The sequence below is a fragment of the Streptomyces sp. AB3(2024) genome (assembly GCF_041862025.1).
Taxonomy (GTDB): domain Bacteria; phylum Actinomycetota; class Actinomycetes; order Streptomycetales; family Streptomycetaceae; genus Streptomyces.
Map to the genome: position 1 here is coordinate 1 of NZ_JBGWAB010000152.1, position 17274 is coordinate 17274.

At 74.4% G+C, this 17274-nt stretch carries 14 protein-coding genes and 1 pseudogene; 11 read left to right on the forward strand and 4 right to left on the reverse strand.

The window, feature by feature from the left end; all coding sequences use genetic code 11:
* The first annotated feature begins 398 nt into the window (after positions 1-398).
* From ACEPPI_RS35390 to ACEPPI_RS35420, 7 genes are all read left to right on the forward strand, one after another.
* Positions 399-1262 (forward strand): hypothetical protein, encoded by an 864-nt coding sequence (locus ACEPPI_RS35390; protein WP_373919363.1) that lies wholly within the window; start codon positions 399-401, stop codon positions 1260-1262.
* A 78-nt stretch (positions 1263-1340) separates the two neighbouring features.
* Positions 1341-3839 (forward strand): Tex family protein, encoded by a 2499-nt coding sequence (locus ACEPPI_RS35395; RefSeq protein WP_373919364.1) that lies wholly within the window; start codon positions 1341-1343, stop codon positions 3837-3839.
* 314 nt (positions 3840-4153) lie between these two features.
* Complete coding sequence (locus ACEPPI_RS35400; RefSeq protein WP_373919365.1) at positions 4154-4606, forward strand: hypothetical protein; 453 nt, start codon at positions 4154-4156, stop codon at positions 4604-4606.
* Positions 4596-5792, forward strand: coding sequence for an MAB_1171c family putative transporter (locus tag ACEPPI_RS35405; protein WP_373919366.1), 1197 nt, complete (start codon positions 4596-4598; stop codon positions 5790-5792). Before ACEPPI_RS35400 ends, ACEPPI_RS35405 begins: the two co-directional genes overlap by 11 nt.
* A 7-nt stretch (positions 5793-5799) precedes the next feature.
* Positions 5800-6573, forward strand: coding sequence for an SDR family NAD(P)-dependent oxidoreductase (locus tag ACEPPI_RS35410; RefSeq protein WP_373919367.1), 774 nt, complete (start codon positions 5800-5802; stop codon positions 6571-6573).
* Positions 6574-6771: 198 nt separating this feature from the next.
* Positions 6772-7911, forward strand: a complete 1140-nt coding sequence (locus tag ACEPPI_RS35415) for an SPFH domain-containing protein (RefSeq protein ID WP_373919368.1) — start codon at positions 6772-6774, stop codon at positions 7909-7911.
* A 34-nt stretch (positions 7912-7945) separates the two neighbouring features.
* Entirely contained in the window at positions 7946-8860 is a 915-nt protein-coding gene (locus tag ACEPPI_RS35420) for a C40 family peptidase (protein WP_373919369.1), read from the forward strand.
* Between the two features lie 102 nt (positions 8861-8962).
* On the opposite strand, the gene ACEPPI_RS35425 is transcribed toward ACEPPI_RS35420, so the two are convergent.
* On the reverse strand, positions 8963-10600 hold the full coding sequence (locus tag ACEPPI_RS35425) for an ABC-F family ATP-binding cassette domain-containing protein (protein WP_373919370.1): 1638 nt from the start codon (positions 10598-10600) through the stop codon (positions 8963-8965).
* Positions 10601-10712: 112 nt separating this feature from the next.
* Between ACEPPI_RS35425 and ACEPPI_RS35430 the strand changes: the two genes are divergently transcribed.
* Together ACEPPI_RS35430 and ACEPPI_RS35435 are read left to right on the forward strand one after the other, a co-directional pair.
* Complete coding sequence (locus ACEPPI_RS35430) at positions 10713-11672, forward strand: GlxA family transcriptional regulator (protein WP_373919371.1); 960 nt, start codon at positions 10713-10715, stop codon at positions 11670-11672.
* Positions 11673-12280: 608 nt separating this feature from the next.
* The gene (locus tag ACEPPI_RS35435) at positions 12281-12904 is read left to right on the forward strand and encodes a DJ-1/PfpI family protein (protein WP_280913521.1); all 624 of its coding nucleotides are present in this window, start codon (positions 12281-12283) and stop codon (positions 12902-12904) included.
* On the opposite strand, the gene ACEPPI_RS35440 is transcribed toward ACEPPI_RS35435, so the two are convergent.
* The gene (locus tag ACEPPI_RS35440; RefSeq protein WP_373919372.1) at positions 12905-13654 is read right to left on the reverse strand and encodes an enoyl-CoA hydratase/isomerase family protein; all 750 of its coding nucleotides are present in this window, start codon (positions 13652-13654) and stop codon (positions 12905-12907) included. It abuts the gene before it with no gap.
* Positions 13655-13936: 282 nt separating this feature from the next.
* Here ACEPPI_RS35440 and ACEPPI_RS35445 point away from each other — a divergent pair, with 282 nt between their 5' ends.
* Positions 13937-14467, forward strand: a complete 531-nt coding sequence (locus tag ACEPPI_RS35445) for an ATP-binding protein (protein WP_373919373.1) — start codon at positions 13937-13939, stop codon at positions 14465-14467.
* Positions 14468-14541: 74 nt separating this feature from the next.
* Here ACEPPI_RS35445 and idi read toward each other — a convergent pair whose 3' ends face one another.
* Both idi and ACEPPI_RS35455 read right to left on the reverse strand, forming a co-directional pair.
* Positions 14542-15141 carry an isopentenyl-diphosphate Delta-isomerase gene (idi, locus tag ACEPPI_RS35450; RefSeq protein WP_373919374.1) on the reverse strand — a complete coding sequence of 200 codons (600 nt, stop codon included), beginning with the start codon at positions 15139-15141 and terminating at the stop codon, positions 14542-14544.
* Between the two features lie 136 nt (positions 15142-15277).
* On the reverse strand, positions 15278-16525 hold the full coding sequence (locus ACEPPI_RS35455) for a GNAT family N-acetyltransferase (protein WP_373919375.1): 1248 nt from the start codon (positions 16523-16525) through the stop codon (positions 15278-15280).
* 440 nt (positions 16526-16965) lie between these two features.
* Between ACEPPI_RS35455 and ACEPPI_RS35460 the strand changes: the two are divergent.
* Positions 16966-17274, forward strand: a pseudogene (locus ACEPPI_RS35460) (CDP-alcohol phosphatidyltransferase family protein); the annotation flags it as partial.

Consider the following 17274-nt stretch of genomic DNA (forward strand, 5'->3'; position numbering starts at 1 on the left):
GCCCGAGCCTGGGCGGTGCCCGAGCCTGGGCGGTGCCCGAGCCTGGGCGGTGCCCGAGCCTGGGCGGTGCCCGAGCCTGGGCGGTGCCCGAGCCTGGGCGGTGCCCGAGCCCGGGCGGTGCCCGAGCCCGGGCGGTGCCCGAGCCCGGGCGGTGCTCAACCTCTCAGTGGTGCCTGGACCTGTGGGCAGTGCCCCCAGCCCCTGGGGCGGCGCCCAGCCCCGGGGTGGTGCCCCGGACCCCGGGCGGGCTGGGTGGCTTCGGGTGGGTGCCCGGCTCGCGGGCGGTGCGCGCCGGTGGTGGGGGCCCGGCCGGGGCCGCCCGGGGCCCGGGGCGGAGTCCCGGGTGGGCGGGGGGTGAGGGGTACCCCACATACTGAGCAGTCGGTAACCTGCGGCGCATGACGCTTCCTCCGCACGCCGCCCGGCACTGCTGGCACGCCGCGATCAACCCCCTGCACGCCACCATCTACTTCTCGCCCGACCTCGCCACCGAGTTCGCGGCCCTCGGCGTCACCCACCGGGTCGCCGTCAACCTCGCCAGCCGCTCCGCCGCCCTCGGCGCCGTCGGACCCGGTGCGGTGACCGCCACCTTCTACAACTACCGCCACGACTACGTCACCGCGCACCTCCCCGCGGTCTGGGACACCATCACCCCGGAGCAGGCCCTCACCGCCCGGCTGCGCGCCGCCGACACCACCCTGCGCCGCCTCCTCGGCCCCGAGGCCGTCGCCTCCCCCGAACTCGCGGAAGCCGCCGACCTCGCGATGCGCGCCACCGAGGGCTGCATCCGCTCCGGCCGCACCCTCTACGCCGCCCACGCCGACCTCCCCGTCCCCGACGAGCCGCACCTGCGCCTGTGGCACGCCACCACCCTGCTGCGCGAGCACCGGGGCGACGGCCACGTGGCCGCGCTGCTCCTCACCGGCCTCGACCCCGTGGAGGCCCTGGTCAGCCACGCCGCGACCGGCCGCGGCATGACCCCGAAGTGGGACAAGGCCATCCGGGGCTGGGAGCAGGACGACCTCGACGCCGCGGCCGCCCGGCTGCACGCCCGCGGGGTCCTCGACGCCGACGGGGAGCTCACCGACGAGGGCACCGCCCTGCGCGAGCGGCTGGAGGCCGAGACCGACCGCCTCGACGCGGCCCCGTACGAGCACCTCGGCGCGGACGGGCTCGCCCGCCTCCACGAACTGGGCGGCGGATTCGTCCGCCGGGCCGTCGGCGCGGGAGCCTTCCCGCGCGACCTCACCGGAAAGGCCTGAGGGGCTCCCGCCGTCCGTCACCGCCACCTGCCACAATTGGCAGCCTTCCACGCAAACGAAGGCAGGCGGGACCGCACAGTGACGATGTCCATCGAAGGCAGGATCGCCGAGGAGCTCGGCGTACGGGAACGGCAGGTCAAGGCCGCCGTCGAGCTGCTCGACGGCGGCTCCACCGTGCCCTTCATCGCTCGCTACCGCAAGGAAGCGACCGAGATGCTCGACGACGCCCAGCTGCGCACCCTGGAGGAGCGGCTGCGCTACCTGCGCGAACTGGAGGACCGCCGCACGGCGATCCTCGACTCCGTGCGCGAGCAGGGCAAGCTCGACGCCGAACTGGAGGCCCGGATCCACGCGGCCGACACCAAGGCCCGGCTGGAGGACATCTACCTGCCCTTCAAGCCCAAGCGCCGCACCAAGGCCCAGATCGCCCGCGAGGCCGGCCTGGCGCCGCTGGCCGAGGGCCTGCTGGCGGACCCCTCCGTCGAACCGGCGGTGGCCGCGGCGGCGTTCGTCGACGCCGACAAGGGCGTCGCCGACGCAGCGGCCGCCCTGGAGGGCGCCCGCGCCGTCCTCACCGAGAAGTTCGCCGAGGACGCCGACCTGATCGGCGACCTGCGCGAGCGCATGTGGACCCGCGGCCGGCTCGCCGCGAAGGTCCGCGAGGGCCAGGAGGAGGCCGGCGCGAAGTTCGCCGACTACTTCGACTTCGCGGAGCCCTTCACCGCCCTCCCCTCCCACCGGGTCCTCGCCATGCTCCGCGGCGAGAAGGAGGACGTGCTCTCCCTGGACCTGGAGCCCGAGCCGCCGGCCGATGCCCCCGGCCCGTCCACGTACGAGGGCCTGATCGCCCGCCGCTTCGGCGTCGCCGACCGCGACCGCCCCGGCGACAAGTGGCTGGCCGACACCGTCCGCTGGGCCTGGCGCACCAAGATCCAGGTCCACCTGGGCATCGACCTGCGGACGAGGCTGCGCGCCGCAGCCGAGGACGAGGCCGTGCGGGTCTTCGCCGCCAACCTGCGCGACCTGTTGCTCGCCGCGCCGGCCGGCACCCGCGCCACCCTCGGCCTGGACCCGGGCTTCCGCACCGGCGTCAAGGTGGCCGTCGTCGACGCGACCGGCAAGGTCGTGGCCACGGACGTGATCCACCCGCACGTTCCCGCCAACAAGTGGGACGCCTCCCTCGCCACCCTGGCCCGCCTCGCCAAGGAGCACGCGGTCGAGCTGGTCGCCATCGGCAACGGCACGGCCTCCCGCGAGACCGACAAGCTGGCCGGGGACCTCATCACCCGTCACCCGGAGCTGGGGCTCACCAAGGTGATGGTCTCCGAGGCCGGCGCCTCCGTGTACTCCGCCTCCGCCTTCGCCTCGCAGGAACTGCCCGGCATGGACGTGTCGTTGCGCGGCGCGGTGTCCATCGCCCGCCGCCTCCAGGACCCGCTCGCCGAACTGGTCAAGATCGACCCGAAGTCGATCGGCGTGGGCCAGTACCAGCACGACCTGTCCGAGATGAAGCTGTCCCGCTCCCTCGACGCGGTCGTCGAGGACTGCGTGAACGGCGTCGGCGTGGACGTCAACACCGCCTCCGCGCCGCTGCTCTCGCGCGTGTCGGGCATCAGCGGCACCCTCGCCGAGAACATCGTGGCCCACCGCGACGCCAACGGCCCCTTCCGGAGCCGCCGGGGCCTCAAGGACGTGGCCCGTCTGGGCCCGAAGGCGTACGAGCAGTGCGCGGGCTTCCTGCGCATCCGCGGCGGGGACGACCCGCTGGACTCCTCCAGCGTGCACCCCGAGGCCTACCCCGTGGTCCGGGCGATGGGCAAGACGGCGGGTGCCGAGGTGGCCGCCCTGATCGGCAACTCCACCGTCCTGCGGTCCCTGCGGCCGGAGCAGTTCGTCACCGAGGCCTTCGGCCTGCCGACCGTCGGCGACATCCTGCGCGAGCTGGAGAAGCCGGGGCGCGACCCGCGCCCCGCCTTCAAGACGGCCACCTTCAAGGAGGGCGTGGAGAAGATCGGCGACCTGGCTCCCGGGATGATCCTGGAAGGGGTGGTCACCAACGTGGCCGCCTTCGGCGCCTTCATCGACATCGGCGTCCACCAGGACGGCCTGGCACACGTGTCGGCCCTGTCGAAGACCTTCGTCAAGGACCCGCGGGACGTCGTGAAGCCGGGCGACATCGTCCGGGTCAAGGTCATGGACGTGGACATCCCCCGCAAGCGGATCTCGCTCACGCTGCGGCTGGAGGACGAGGCCGAGCGGACGGCGGGCACTCCCCGCCCCCGTGAGGAGCGCCAGGAGCGCCGCGGCGGAGGCCGGCCCCCGCAGCAGCGCGGCCAGGGGCAGGGGCAGAAGCAGGGCCAGGGGCAGAAGCAGGGTCAGGGCCAGGGCCAGGGCCAGGGCCAGGGTCAGGGCGAGGGCCAGAGCCGGCGCGGCCAGGGCGGCCAGGGCGGTCGGCAGCAGGGTGGTCAGGGCGGCGGTCAGCGTTCCGGCGCGCCCGCCCCCGCCAACAGCGCCATGGCCGACGCCCTGCGCCGCGCCGGCCTCACCGGCCCGGACGACCGTCGGGGGCGCTCGTAGGAGCGTGATCGGAAGGAAAGGTTCCGGCGGACCGGCAGGAGTGGCCGAATAGGTACCTCGCCGGGGAACGGACCTTGCCAATCCGCGTAGTTGATCTGTAGGCATGGTGGAACGCCCGTTCGTCACCCGCGGACGGGCTTCCGCATTTCCGCCCTCGGGAACTGCCCTCCCGAGGCCGCCTCAAGGCACAGGACGCCATGCCGATGCCCACCCCCCACGCCTATCGACGCTGCCCGAGAAAGGGTCCGAAGAGGGAACACATGCCCCACCGGAACCCCAGCCTGCGCAAACGGTGCGAGACGATTCTCGGTCACATGGACCTGACGCACCCGTTCTCCCTGGACGCCCTGTGCGCACGCATGGCCGAACAGCGCGGCCGCCCGATCCGGCTGCACCCGCTGCCCCCGGAGGCCGCCGAATCCGGCGTCTGCGGACTGTGGGTGGGCACCGAGACCGTGGACTACGTCTTCTACGAGGCCCACACCACCCCGCTGCACCGGGAGCACATCGTGCTCCACGAGCTCGGCCACATCCTCTTCGGCCACCACTCCCTGGAAGGCCAGGAGATCGACGGCCGGGCCCCCGTGGTCCTCGGCCGTACCAACTACACCACCCGCCAGGAGCGGGAGGCGGAGATGCTCGCGAGCATGATCCGCACCCGGACCGCGGGCTCCGGCCACCCGCGCACGGCCGTCGCACCCCGGGGCGCCCTCGCCCGCCTCGAATCCGCCATGGGGTACGAGCGGGGCCCCAGCGATGGCAGCTGACCTCGCCGCCCTGGGCGACTGGCTCGCCGTGCCCAGCGTGGTGTGCCTGTGGGCCGCCGTCCTGCTGCGCGCCCCCGGCGCCCTGCGCTCCCCGCAGCAGCGCGGACTGTGGTTCGCGGTCGCCACCGCGGCCGCCGCGATGACCCTGAACCTGCCCGCCGTTGTCACCTACGCCACGAGCCGCGAACCCGGCTACGCGCACGCCGTCGGCCTCGTCCGCAACCTCATCGGCGTGCTGTCGGCGGGCGCCGTGCTCTACTTCGTCGCCGCCGCCACCCGGGGCCGCAGGCTCCAGCTCGCCGCCTGGGCCGGAACCCTGCTCTGGCTGAGCGTCCTCGTGGCCCTGGACGGCGCCGCGCCCGGCCACGGCACGCACACCATCCCGCCCACCGGACCGCCCGTCCCCTCGCTCGCGTACTGGCTCGTCCTGATCTCCGCCCACCTCATCGCCAACACCGTCTGCGTGTACGTCTGCTGGCGCTACGGTCGGCGCGCCGAGAGCCGGGCCCTGGCGGCCGGGCTGCGGCTGTTCGGGCTGGGCACCGCGCTGGCCGGGCTTTTCTGGTTCGCGTACCTGCTCAAGGCCCTGTTCGGCAGCACCTGGGCGATGCCCGCCCTGCCGCTGATGATGAACCTGCACGGCCTGCTGCGCGCCGCCGCGATCGTGGTGCCCACCCTGTTCACGCTGCGCCGCACCACCGCCGACACCGTCATCGCCTGGCGGCTGTGGCCCCTGTGGCGGGAGCTGGTCCAGGCCGTCCCGCACGTCGTCCTCTCCGAGCCCCGGACCGGCCGGGTCCTGGAGCTGCTCTGGCCGCCCGTACCGCGCAACCTGCTGGTCTACCGAAAGGTCATCGAGACCCGCGACGCGATCCTGATCCTCGGGGAGTACGTGCCGCCGGGCCTGCCGGAACGGGCCCGCCGCCACGTCGCCGGGAGCCTGGTCCCCGAACAGCGGCTCACGGCCGCCGCGCTGGCCTGCGTACTGAAGGAGGCGCGACGGGCGAAGCTCGCCGGGGGCTCCGGACAGCCCGGCCGGGCCACCGCCCTGGAACTCCCGGCCGCGATGCAGACCTTCGAGGAGGGCGGCGGGCTGGAGGACGAGGCCAGGTTCCTGGTCGACGTCGCCCGCGCCTACGCCTCCGCCGAGACCACCGCCTTCACCGACGATCCGCACAGGAAGTGACGCACCCTTGAGCACCACCGTTCTGATCACCGGAGCCAGCGCCGGCCTGGGCGCGGCCTTCGCGCGCGGCTTCGCCGCCAAGGGCTGCGGCCTCGTCCTCGTCGCCCGCGACAAGGCCCGCCTGGAATCCGTGGCCGACGGCCTGCGCCGCGAGTTCGGGACCGCCTGCGAGGTATTGCCCGCCGACCTGCTGGACCCGGAGCAGTGCGCCACCGTCGCGGCACGGCTCGCCGACCCGGCCCGGCCCGTGGACATGCTGGTCAACAACGCCGGCTTCGGACTGCCCGCGCCCTTCCCGTACAACCCGGTCGAGGACGAGGAACGGATGCTGGACCTGCTGGTCAAGGTCCCGCTCCGGCTCACCCACGCCCTGCTGCCCGGCCTGCGCGAGCGCCGCAGGGGCGCCGTGCTCAACATCGCCTCCGTCGCGGGACTCCTCCCGACCGGCACGTACGGGGCGGCGAAGGCCTGGGTCACCGCCTTCAGCGAATCCCTGCGGGTGGACATGGAGCCGTACGGGGTCCGGGTGCTGGCCGTGGTCCCGGGCTTCACCCGCACCGAGTTCCAGGAGCGCGCCGGGATGGACGTCAGCGCCCTGCGCGACGCGGTGTGGCTGGAGCCGGAGGCGGTCGTGGCCAAGGCCCTGCGGGACCTGGCCCGCCGTCGGCCGGTCAGCATCACCGGCCGGCACTACCAGGCGTACGCCCTCGCGGCCCGGCACCTGCCGCGGGGCTTCGTGGCCCGCAGGCTCCCCCGAAAGCGGAGTGCCCCGCAGCAGTAGCCGCGGCGCCCCGGGCCCCTGCCGGGTTCGAGTCGGGGCCAAAGCCCCGGCCTTTCGGGACTTTTGCCGTTTGTCCGGCTTCCCCCATCAGGTGAAGATCGATCCATCCTTGATGATCATCTTTGTAGCTGTGGGGTGCCCGTGTCGGAGACAACGAGGGGGACCGGAACCGGAAACGGAACCGGCACGATACCCGGGGTGCTGGTCCGGCCCTACCGCGATCCCGTCGGGCCGGGGCCGCTGTTCCGCGACGAGGCCCCGGCGTCCCCGCCCGTCCCGGCCGCCGAGCCCGACACCGTCGAGCGACCGTCCGTACCGGCGGCCGCGTGGACCGGGCCCGTCCAGCTGCGGGCCCCCCGCGGCGAGGTCCCCGGGCCCGCCCGCGCGCCGGGTCCCACCCGCGTCCCGGGTCCCGCCCGCGCCCCGGCCTCCGAGCCGCACCGCCGGACCCTGCCCCCGACGGTCGACCGCGAGCTCGCCGAACGGCCCGCACGGGCGTACTCAGGCTGGTGGGCACTGCTGGCCACGGCCGCCGCCGGCGCGGGGGCGGGCCTGCTCGTGGTCCGCCACGGGGTGCCGAGCCCGTCTCTCCCCGTCGATGCCCGGCCCATCGCGGCCCTGGCCGGCTGCGCGCTGTTCGCCCTCCTGGCACTCGTCGGCCTACGGCGCGGCCGCGCCGGTCACGCCGTGGTCCTGACCCTCTTCGGACGCTACCGGGGCACGGTGCGGCGCACCGGACTGGTGTGGGCCGCCCCGTTCCTCCGCCGTGCCCGGATCGACGTACGGCTGCGGCACTGGCGCAGTGAACCGCTGTCCGCGGTCGACGCCGAAGGCACCGCGCTGCACGCCGTGGTGCTGGTCGTCTGGCGGGTCAGGGACACCGCCCGGGCCCTGTTGTCCGTCGACGACCATGCCGGCTACCTGCGGGAACAGGTGGAGTCCGCGACCGCCCGGGTGCTGTCCCGGGTGCCGGCCGACTCCTTCGGCGAGACCGGGCGGGAAACCCTGCGCGACACCGAGGCGGTCGGCGAGGCGCTCACCCGGCTGCTCGCCGCGGAGTGCCGTGCCGTCGGCATCGAGGTGTTCTCCGCCCGCCCCGTGCGCATCGAGTACGCGCCGGAGGTCGCCCAGGCCATGCAGCGCCGCCGGATCGCGGCCATCGACGCCCGGCACCGGGATTCCGTCCTCACCTCGGTCATCGATGCGGTCGACGACACCGTCCACCGCATGTCCGACCGCGGTCTCGTCAGCCTCGACGACTACGAACGCAAGGCCCTGGTCAAGGACTTGACCGTGGCCTTCTACACGGCGCGCGGCACCGCGGCCGACGCCCGCTGAATCCTTTTCGCCATCCCCGAGAGAGGAAGTACCCATGCGCGCACCCGCATTCACCGAGGAGATACAGGAACGCTGCGACTGCGCCGGCTGTGCCCGCACGGCCGCCGGCCGCGGCATCGCCGCCGCCCGCTCCCGCTGCACGCTGCGCGGGGCCGTGGTCGCCGCGGTCGGTGCTGCCGTGCTGGTCGGTACCGGTGCCGGCGCCGCCTCGGCCGAACCGGCGCCGAGCCACGCCGGCTGGGACGGGTCGAAGTACTGGTACAAGGACGAGACCGGCTGGTGGCGCTGGACCTCGCACCACAGCAAGTACCTTGCGAAGACCGGTCAGAGCGACAAGACCGGCGGCTCGTCGTCGTCCGGGTCGTCCGCGTCCGGGGGGCGTACCTCGGAGCCGGTGTTCCGCGGCAAGCAGGGCTGGGACCCGATCGACCGGGTGTACTGGTACAAGCAGAACGGCCACTGGTGGTGGACCGGCCACAAGGACAAGTACGAGCGCAACACGGGCGCCGCCTCGGGCGGCGGGTCCACGGGCGGCGGGTCCTCGAAGCCGGGCGGCGGAGGTTCCGGTTCCGGCACCCCGGTGCGGCACGGGACCGAGGCCGCCATATCGTTCGCCATGAGCAAGCTCGGCCACCCGTACGTCTGGGGCGGCAACGGCCCGTACGGCTGGGACTGCTCGGGCCTGGTGAAGGCCGCCTACGGCAGCGCCGGAATCCCGCTCCCCCGGGTCGCCGACGACCAGTACCGGGCCACCACTCCCATCTCCCGCTCCGAACTCCGCCGCGGCGACCTGGTGTTCTGGTCGAACAACGGCCGCGCCTCGGGCGTCGACCACGTGGCGGTCTACCTCGGCGACGGCAAGTACCTGGAGGCCCCGCGTCCGGGCAAGAACGTCCGGATCTCCTCCTTCAGCGACTACAACCCGAACCTGTACGGCCGGGTCCGCTAGTCCGCCGGCCGTTCCCGCGGTGCTCCGGACCCCTCCCACAGGTGGGGTCCGGCCGCGTCTCCCGGGCGCGGAGCGGGTGTCGACGACCCGCGAAACGCGGAACTAGAGCTCGGTGACCTTGCCGTCCGCGACCTCCAGGCGGCGGGTCACGTGGACGGCGTCGAGCATGCGGCGGTCGTGGGTGACCAGCAGCAGGGTGCCCTCGTAGGACTCCAGGGCCGATTCCAGCTGCTCGATCGCCGGCAGGTCGAGGTGGTTCGTCGGCTCGTCCAGGACGAGGAGGTTCACCCCGCGGCCCTGGAGCAGCGCCAGCGCCGCCCGGGTCCGCTCGCCGGGGGAGAGGGTGGCCGCCGGGCGCAGCACGTGCGCGGCCTTCAGGCCGAACTTGGCCAGCAGCGTGCGCACCTCCGCCGGCTCGGTGTCCGGGACCGCCGCGCAGAAGGCCTCCAGCAGCGGCTCGTCACCGAGGAACAGCCCGCGGGCCTGGTCCACTTCGCCGACCAGCACCCCCGAACCGAGGGTGGCGGAGCCCGAGTCCGGGGTGAGCCGTGCGAGCAGTACCGCGAGCAGGGTGGACTTGCCGGCGCCGTTGGCCCCGGTGATCGCCACCCGGTCCGCCCAGTCGATCTGCAGGCTCGCCGGGCCGAACGTGAAGTCCCCCCGCTTGACGGCCGCCTCGCGCAGGGTGGCGACGACCGAGCCGGAGCGCGGGGCCGTGGCGATCTCCATGCGCAGCTCCCACTCCTTGCGCGGCTCGTCGACGACCTCCAGGCGCTCGATCGCCCGCTGCGTCTGGCGGGCCTTGGCGGCCTGCTTCTCGCTGGACTCCCCGCGCAGGTTCTTGCCGATCTTGTCGTTGTCGCTCGCCTTGCGGCGGGCGTTGCGCACGCCCTTGTCCATCCAGTTGCGCTGCATCTGGGCCCGGCCCTCCAGGGCGGCCTTCTTGCCCGCGTACTCCTCGAACTCCTCGCGGGCGTGGCCCCGGGCCCGTTCCCGCTCCTCCAGGTAGGACTCGTAGCCGCCGCCGTAGAGGTTGATCTGCTGCTGCGCCAGGTCGAGTTCGAGGACCTTGGTGACCGTCCGGGTCAGGAATTCGCGGTCGTGGCTGATCACGACCGTGCCCGCGCGCAGCCCCTTGACGAACTGCTCCAGCCGCTCCAGACCGGCCAGGTCCAGGTCGTTGGTGGGCTCGTCCAGGAGGAACACGTCGTAGCGGGACAGCAGCAGCGAGGCCAGCCCGGCGCGGGCCGCCTGGCCACCGGACAGGGCGGCCATCGGCAGGTCCAGGCTCACGGCGAGGCCCAGCTCGTCCGCGACCTCCTGGGCCCGCTCGTCGAGGTCGGCGCCGCCCAGGTTCAGCCAGCGGTCCAGGGTGTCCGCGTACGCGTCGTCCGCGCCCGGGGTGCCGTCGACCAGGCCCTGCGTGGCCTCGTCGAGAGCGGCCTGCGCGGCGGCGACGCCGGTACGGCGGGCCAGGAAATCGCGCACCGACTCGCCGGGGCGCCGCTCGGGCTCCTGCGGGAGGTGCCCGACGGCCGCGCCGGGCGGGGAGAGCCGCAGCTCACCGGTCTCCGGGGTGTCCAGCCCGGCCAGCATCCGCAGCAGGGTCGACTTCCCGGCGCCGTTGGCACCGACGAGTCCGATGACGTCGCCGGGCGCGACGACGAGGTCGAGATCGGCGAAGAGCGTGCGCTCACCGTGCGCGGCGGTGAGGTTCTTGGCGACGAGGGTTGCAGTCATGATGCCCCGATCCTATCCGCGCGCCGGGGCGGGCCCGCCGCCGTCGGGTGATGTCCGGATAGGTGGGATCCCCGTCATTGCGGCCATCGGAGCCGGATCACACCATGGAGGCATGTCGTTGCGAAACGTACTCGTCGTCCTCTACGACGGGGTGCAGAGCCTGGACGTCACCGGGCCGGTCGAGGTGTTCGCCGCGGCCGCGCGGTGTCCGGGCGGCCGGGACGGGTACGCGATCCGGACGGTGTCCCCGGGCGGGGCGCCGGTCCGGACCGACAGCGGGCTGACCCTGGTCCCGGACGGGGACCTGGAGGACGCCCGGCCCGGCCCCGGCACCACCCTGCTGGTGCCGGGGGGCCGGTACCGGGGCGACTTCGAGCCCCGGCTCACGGACTGGCTGCGTGCGTACGGGGGCCGCGCGGAGCGGCTGGTGTCGGTGTGCACCGGCGGACTGCTGCTGGCCGAGGCCGGGCTGCTCGACGGCCGCCGGGCGACGACGCACTGGTACTCCTGCGAGCAGATGGCACGGGACTACCCCCGGGTGTCGGTGGAACCGGACCCCATCTACGTACGGGACGGCCGGGTCTCCACCTCCGCCGGGGTCACCGCCGGGATCGACCTTGCGCTGGCGCTGGTGGAGGAGGACCTCGGGCGGGACGTGGCGTTGCTGATCGCCCGCCGGCTGGTGGTGTTCCTGCGGCGGCCGGGGAACCAGGCGCAGTTCAGCGCGCAGCTGGCCGCCCAGACGGCGCGGCGGGAGCCGCTGCGGGACGTGCAGCAGTGGATCACCGAGCACCCGGGCGGGGACCTGAGCGTGGAGACGCTCGCGGCGCGGGCCGCGCTGTCGCCGAGGCACTTCGCGCGGGCCTTCCAGGCGGAGACGGGGGTGACGCCGGGGCGGTACGTGGAGCGGGTGCGGGTGGAGCACGCGCGCAGGCTGCTGGAGGAGGGCGGGGAGGGGGTCGCTCAGGTCGCGCGGGCCTGCGGCTACCGGACCCCGGAGGCGCTCCGCCGCGCCTTCGTCCGCCACCTGGGTCAGCCCCCGACGGAATACCGGCGCCGCTTCGGCCCCTAGGCTCCGCCGGGCGTGCGGGTGCGGGGCGTGCTGGTGCTGGTGCTGGTGCTGGTGCGGGGCGTGCGGGTGCCGGGCCGCCCCGTACCGCGCCACGGGGCACCAGCGCGTCGCCCGGGCTGCGGGCCCGTCCGGCCCCGGCCCCGGGCCCGGGACCCATCCAACCCCGGGTCCGGGCCGCGGCCGGGCCTCCGGGCCGGGCCGGGGCGCGGAGCGATTCCCCACCCCGCCCCTTCCCGGAACCGGGGCTCCGCCCCGGACCCCGACACCGCCATCGGCGCGCCCCGGAGCTCGCCCGCCCCGCCCCTCCCCGGTCGGGCGGTCGACCACCCGGAACCGCCCCCGGGCAACCCCGACCGGCTCCGCCGCGCCCGGCCGTGCGGGGCGGTACCCGGCCGTGCGGGGCGGTGCCCGACTACCCGGGGCGGTACCCGACCACCCTGGGCCGTACCCGACCGCCCCGGGCGGTACCCGGCCGGACGGGTCGTGTCCGTTCATCCTGGCCGTGCCCGGTCATCCCGGGTGCGGCTCCGTCCCCCCGGGCGCTGCCCGGGGGTGGTTCCCGCAGGGGTTTCCCGGCGGGGCCGATCATCTACCGCTCCGGAGGAGCCATGCAGATCGCCGTACTGCTCTACGACCGGTTCACCGCCCTCGACGCCATCGGGCCCTTCGACACCCTCGGCCGGCTCCAGGGCGCCGAGACCGTGTTCGTCTCCGAGCGGCCCGGACCCGTACGCACCGACAACGGGTCGCTCGCGCTCGTCGCCGACAAGGCGCTCGACGAGGTCACCCGGCCCGACGTCGTCGTCGTGCCCGGCGGTCCGCACCCCGAGGAGGAGATGAAGAACCCCGCCGTCCTCGACTGGCTGCGCGCCGTCGACGCCACCACCACCTGGACCACGTCCGTCTGCACCGGCTCGCTCCTGCTCGCCGCCGCCGGGCTGCTCGACGGGCGCCGGGCCACCTCGCACTGGCTCTACCTCGACCGGCTGCCCTCCTTCGGCGCCCGGCCCACCGGCGAGCGGGTGGTCTACGACGGGAAGTACGTCACGGCCGCCGGGGTGTCCTCCGGCATCGACATGGGCCTCGGCCTGCTCGGCCGGATCGCCGGGGACGAGTACGCCCAGACCGTGCAGCTGATGTGCGAGTACGACCCGCAGCCGCCCTACGACGCCGGGTCCCCGGACAAGGCCCCGGCCGAGATCGTCGCCCGGCTGCGCGGCGCCGCGCGCTAGCTAGTAGTCCGCCGACGGCCGGGCGAAGTGCGGTGCCCGCCGCTCCAGGAAGGCGGCGACACCCTCCGCGGTGTCGCCGCTCGCCGCCGCCCGCTCCGCCCAGTACGCGTCCCGGTCGGTGCGGCCGTCCGCGAACTCCTTCGCCGCCGCCTGCGTCAGCCACGAGCGGGCGGTGAGGATCCTGGTGAACTCGGCCATCCGCTTGTCCAGTTGCCCGGCCGGCAGCAGCTCGTGCAGGAACCCGGCCCGCAGTGCCTGCTCCGCGCCGATCAACTCCGCCGAGAACAGCAGGTACTTGGCCCAGGCCGGGCCGACCACCGAGGCTAGCCGCCGGGTCGAGGAGGCCGGGTAGACGATCCCCAGCTTCGCCGGGGTCACCCCGAAGGAGGCGCCCTCCTCGGCGAACCGCAGGTCACACGCGGCCGCCAGCTGGCTGCCGCCGCCCACGCAGAAGCCCCGGACCGCCGCCATGGTCGGCTTCGGGAAGGCGGCCAGGGCCTCCTCCGCGGCGACCGACAGGGCCTGCGGATCGTCGTCCCCCGTGAGGGAGGAGATGTCGGCGCCCGCGCAGAAGGTCGGACCGTCCCCGGTCAGCACCAGGACCCGGACGTCCGGGTCCGCCGCGAGCCGCGGCAGCAGCTGCGGCAGGGCCCGCCACATCGCGGCGGTCATGGCGTTGCGCTTGGCCGGATGCGAGATGACGACGGTGGCCACGCCGTCGGCGACGGTGGTGCGGAGGGCTGCGTCCATGCGCCGGATGCTATCCGGGTCGGCCGATGCCGCGATCAAGGGGAGTCCGTCCCCGGGCGTGACGGGCGCGCGGCGCGTTCTCGGCCTGGTCAGGGAGGACGAGGGGCCACGGACCGGGCACGGTGGACGGGGCGCGGGAGACGGCCGCGCAGGACTCCGCGCCGGATCAAGAACGGTCGAACAACTGACTCTGTCATACGCCACCGGTCAAAAAGTGTCCGATAGGCGCTGACTTCTGGTCAGCGACGAGGTCCGGACCGGTCGCGTCCCCACTCTTGGCACGTGGAGACGATCGAGCGCGAAGACGGGGGCCGGAAGATGAACGACAGCGGGAGCGTCCCGCCAGCCAGGGAGGGGGAGGCGCCGGCTCCGGCGGACCCCCTCGCATACGAGGGGGTGTGGCGCTTCACCGCTCCGGCGGTAGAAGAATCCGTTCCGCAGGCCCGCCGCGCGGTGCGCGACCTGCTCGGCCGCCAGGGGGTGCCGGCCCCGCAGGACCTGGTGTACTCCCTGCTGCTGATCGTCTCCGAACTGGTGACGAACTCGGTCCGGCACGCGGCCCTGCTCTCCCCGGAGGTCGCCGTCGAGGTGGCGGTGGGCCGGGAATGGGTACGGGTGGCCGTCGAGGACAACCACCCGTACCGGCCCAAGGCGCTGGAGGCCGACTTCGGCCAGACCGGCGGCCGGGGCCTCCTGCTGGTCCGCGAGGTCACGCGGGAGGCCAGCGGGGTCTGCGACGTCGAGCACACCTCGACCGGCGGCAAGGTGATCTGGGCCGCCCTGCCGCTCACCGCGCCGGCCCCCGAGCTCTGAGCGGGCGCGCCCTGGACGAGCACGCCCCGAAAGAGCCGGAGCCGGTACGGGAGCCCGACCGGAGGGAGTCGCGGCTACCAGCCCGCCGCGTCGCCCGTGAGCTCGCGGATCGCGGGCCGCGCCGCGTCCAGGACCGTCATGAACCAGGCCGAGAACGGCACCTCGGCATGCCGCTTCGCCAGCTCCTCGGCCGTGACGAAGGCCGTGTCGCCGACCTCCTCCGGATCCGGATCCGGCGCCGCCTGCGCCAGTCCCACGAACAGGTGGTTGTACTCCTGCTCGACCAGCCCGGACGCGGGGTCCGGGTGGTTGTAGCGCACCGTCCCCGCCTCGGCGAGCAGCGAGGGCGACAGCCCCAGCTCCTCGTGGGTCCGCCGGGCCGCCGCCGCGAACGGGGACTCGCCGGGGTAGGGGTGACCGCAACAGGTGTTCGACCAGACGCCGGGGGAGTGGTACTTCCCGAGGGCGCGCTGCTGGAGCAGCAGCCGGCCCCGCTCGTCGAAGAGGAACACGGAGAACGCCCGGTGCAACAGGCCGGGCGCCTGATGGGCGGAGAGCTTCTCCGCCGTGCCGATGGTGTTGCCGGACTCGTCGACCAGTTCGAGCATGATCGATTCCTGAGTTCCGGTGCCGGCGGACGCGCTGTTGGCGTCGGTGGCTGGTGTGGTCGGCATACCCATCCTTCGCTTCGGACTCCGGCCTTCAGTCTGCCGTACAAAAGAGTCTTGTCCCCACTTCGGAGATCAGCGCATGTCCGTCCCCCGCACCGTGCTAGGCACGCGACGGGGGGCGGACGGGTGGACCGCGCCGTCAGATCCCGAACGGGGCCGGGTAGCCGATGGTTCCCTTCGGCACCGGGACCGAACCGTCGAGGACGAGCGCCATCATCGCCTCGTCGGGCACCTCGAAGGGGGCCCGGATCCCGAAGAGCGAGGCCGGCGCGAACCCGAACCGCGCGTAGTACGCGGGATGCCCGAGGACCAGGACCAGCGTTTCTCCCCGCTCCCCGGCCGCCGCGAGCAGGGCCCGGACGACCGCGCTGCCGGCGCCCGACCGCTGCGCCGGGGGATCGGTGGCCACCGGCGCGAGCGCCAGCGCGGGTACGCCGTCCACCGTGCACCGGGTCAGCAGCGCGTGCGCCGCCACCGAGCCGTCGGGACGCCCGGCCACGTAGGAGAGCCCCGGCAGCCAGGCGGCGTCGGCGCGCAGCGCGTCCACGAGATCAGCCTCCAGCGGGGTGTCGAAGGCCGCCAGGTTGACGGCCCGCACGGCCGCCGCCTGCGCCGCGGTCTCCGGACGGGCCGGCCAGTGGTCCCCGTCCCCGGCGGTCACCGGGGCCAGGACGTAGCCCCGGTAGCCGTACTCGTGACCGTGCCGCTCCCGTACGGCGATCTCCTCGCGCGTGGCGGCGAGGGCCGCCTCGGCCGCCGGGGTCGAGGCCCGCGCGGCCCCGGCCCGGTCGGCGAGCGGACCGTAGTACTCGGCCCAGTCGGAGTCCGGCTGGAGGAGGGTGCCCAGCACCCGGTACCCGGCCGCCTGGGCGGCGGCGGTGTTGCGGGCGGTGGAGCGCAGCGCGCACTGCGGGTCCCAGAAGGCCCGCGCTCCGGCGGAAGGTTCCTCGGCGGTCCACTCGCACTCGGTCAGCACCAGGGTGCCGCCGGGTGCCAGCAGCCGCTTCCACTCGGCGAGCGCCCGGTCGAAGCCGATGCAGTAGGCGGAGCCCTCGGCCCACACGAGGTCGAAGGAGCCGTCCTCGTACGGGAGCGCGTCCATGTCCGCCCGGACCGCCTCGACACGGCCGCCGAGGCCGCGGGCCGCCGCGGCGGCGCGCAGTTCGGCGAGGAACGGTTCGTGGAGGTCGACGGCGGTCACCTCGGCGAGGCCGGCCCCGGCGGGCCCGCCCGCCTCGGCGGCGAGCAGCAGCGCGCTGCGGCCGGGACCACAGCCCAGGTCCAGGACGCGCGGCCGCTCGGGCAGCGGTCCGCACAGGGACAGCAGGTGGCGGGTGGTCCCGTCGGAGCCGGGGGACTGTCGGGGCAGGCCGTGGTGCAGCTCCATGAAGGCCGCGAGGAAGGCCCCGTCGGGACCGGAGGCGGCGGAGGGGGAGCCGGTGGCGGCGGAGCTGCCGGAGGCGTGGGTGTGGTCGGTGTGGTCGGTCAACGTGAGCCCTTGGACAGGGGGCTCCGGCCGACGGGACCGAACGGTGTGCTCAGGCCCGGCCGGAAGCCCGGAGGGAGGAAACGGGGACGTACCGGAGTTCGCCGTGCTCGGCAGCGACCACTGCGACGGTCATCAATCCACCTCTTTCCTCGTTCCGGGACGTGCTCACGGGGTTCGTACACGCCGTCGACCACCCTAACATCCGAGGCCAAAGCCCCCTGAGGGGGCCCGAAAGCCTGATGAATACGGCGTTCCATTCATCCGATAGCCTCTGCCGACGTGCCGCGCCGCCCCACCGGGCGCCCCGTCGAGAAGTTTGCTGCAAGGAGTGAGTCCGTCTGTCGACCGTCATCCTCACCGGCCTGCCGGTCCCCGGATCACCGCTTGAAGACGAGCTCCGCTCGCTCGGGTTCGACGTCCGCCCGGTCGCCGGTCCCGAAGGCACCGCCGCCGCGCTGGCCGACGTACCGGCCGACCAGCGGGTGGCCGTCGTCGACAGCGCCTTCGTCGGGCACCCGCACGCGCTGCGCCTCGCGCTGACCGACCCGCGCTTCGACGCCTGCGCCGTGACCGGCGCCTTCGCCGTGCGGCCCGGGGCCCGCGCCGCCCTCGACCGGGCCGCGGCCCTCGCGCCCGCGGGCAGATCG